Below are 2,274 nucleotides of genomic sequence, written 5' to 3'. Positions count from 1 at the left end.
GTCTGGCTTTTGACTTTATTATAGCTTTCCTGTTTATCCTTTCCAATTAAATGGCAGTAAATCGGTGTAATCGTTTTTCTCTTCTCTTTCTTTCTCCTGTACCCTAATCAGCACGTCCTGCATCCATAGTTTTGGGTTCACCTTATTTTCCCTACAGCATCCCATCAGTGAAAAGAAAATTGCCGCTGCATGTGCTGCCTCATGTGATCCGGAGAAGAGCGTATTTTTTCTGTTTAAAGTCAACGGCCTTATAGAACGCTCCACCGGATTATTGTCAATGCAGAACTGTGCGTCATTGACATATCCGGACAGTTGTTCAAAGCGTGTGTACATATAGAACATGGCCTTGGCAATAGGCGATTTATCGACCGTATGTCCATATTCCTCCTTGCACCATTTTTCCAGTTCTTTGATAATAGGGTACGATTTTTCCCGGCGAAGCTTTACCACCGCCTCCCCTTCCAGATGTTCCATTCTGATTTTCTCCTCCACGGCATACAGTCCGCCTATTTTTCCAAGTGCATGCCTTGCTCTGGGAGGGTCATTTCCTTCCGCTTCCACAAAGTTGCGCCTGACGTGTGCCCAGCAGCACAGATGCAACTTTCCGGGTAGCGTGTCGAACTTGTCATATACTGCAAAGCCGTCACTCTGTACCACCCGGACCTGTCCTGCCAGCAGTGTGTCTATTCCGCTGCTGCCACGGCCCTTGTGATATTCAAAGAAGGGGGTATGGAACCGGGGCAGATAGAAGTTCCACATATACCCGCGGTGAAGAGCACCGGGCCGGTCGCTTTCAAGTACGGGATGGGGTGTCTCATCGGCCATGACGTAATAGCTGTCCTTGACCAGTTCACGAAGTTCATTATAGATTGGTTCCAGACGCTGTGCGGCAGCCATCATCCAGTTACTTACGGTGGAAGGACTCAGATGGATTCCTTCACGCTCAAAGATATCCAGCTGTCTGTGCAGAGGCAGGTGGTCGTAATATTTGGCGGTAGCAATGTGGGCCAGTACACTTTCCGAGGCATTGCTGTGGGGATGTGCCATTACGGGCATGGGAGCGGTTATGATACGACCGTCGGCGAGCCGGTATTTAGGACGGATGATGCGTTTCACATAGAATCGGGCGGGGCTGACAGCATACTGTTCGCTCACTTCCTCTCCCAGCTTCGTCGCTCCCTCCAACGAAAGGCCTTCCGGCATGGGAATGATAATCTCCTCACGGGGAAGGGACGGGTCGATGGGCTTACGGGCGTGGGGAGTGATCTTTTTCGTGAAGCTTTTACGGAAACGATTGTAGCCATTCTCCGATGTGACGGATTTCCCAGCGGTTTTCTGTTCTTCCGCTACCGGGTCATTGACATCGGACGGAGACTCGAAACAGATGCTCAGCTGGCCGGCATCTTCGGGAAGATGACGTTTTTCACTGGATTTACCCCATAAACGGCGTGTCAAGTCAGCCAATTTCCATCTCAGATCGGCAATGACGGCTGTACAGGCCGAGATTTCTTCGACCTGGCGGGAATACTCCTGCAAAGAGGCTTCGTATTTTCTCTGAAGTTCCGCATGCTCCTTTTCAAGGCATTCATGTTCCTTGCGCAACTCTTCGTACTCTTCCAAAGTAAGGGTAATAACCGGTTCTTTCACTGTACATCCACTTTTTATTATGTGGCAAAGTTATCAAAATAAAACTGCACGGCTTATAGAATGGGGAATTACTTTTCAACTGTTTTCCGATACTTTTTAACAGTAAGCAGCTCATTCAGGCGATTCCAGGAAATTTGAAGAAAATCCTTCTTCCGTTCCTCCTTTTTCAAGAGGAAAGAACCGCGATTCAGACGACGGCATTCCAGACGGTATTCGTCGTCGCACCGATAAAGGATATGCAACCTGCTACGGGAGCGGTCGGGAAAAATATGACAGCTCTGCTCTGACACGCAGGAACCTGTGTGTCGGATGACCTCGCCACAAAGACCGTCAATACCTTTATGGAAATTACAACCTTGGGGATAAAGGTAATAAGACCAAAAAGGACTGCTGCGGAAAAGGCCAAGACCTAAAGGGAGAAGTAGGTCCTGAGGGGAATGGATACCAAGGCTGGAAGACGAAACTTTATAACGACGGCCGCCATCAAATATGAAAAGAACAGAATCAAAATGGTTAGACTCGGAAAAGAGAGTACGTAGTTTATCACTTTCGCTAGAAAATTCTAATACTGAACACATAATGGATTAAGATTATAATGAAGCCACAAAGGTAGGAAGGAAAAGAGGG

2 protein-coding genes are annotated in these 2,274 nt (G+C 48.0%); both read right to left on the bottom strand.

The features are described from left to right. Positions 1-33: 33 nt before the first annotated feature. The gene (locus ACZMIG_RS14660; protein ID WP_011964728.1) at positions 34-1,647 is read right to left on the bottom strand and encodes an IS66-like element ISBvu4 family transposase; all 1,614 of its coding nucleotides are present in this window, start codon (positions 1,645-1,647) and stop codon (positions 34-36) included. 68 nt (positions 1,648-1,715) lie between these two features. After that, entirely contained in the window at positions 1,716-2,225 is a 510-nt protein-coding gene (gene tnpB, locus ACZMIG_RS14655) for an IS66 family insertion sequence element accessory protein TnpB (protein WP_008671451.1), read from the bottom strand. Positions 2,226-2,274: the final 49 nt, after the last annotated feature.

Source organism: Xylanibacter sp. (assembly GCF_057607445.1).
Note: the sequence above shows the minus strand (reverse complement) of the source record. Positions and strands in the feature narration are given on the sequence as shown.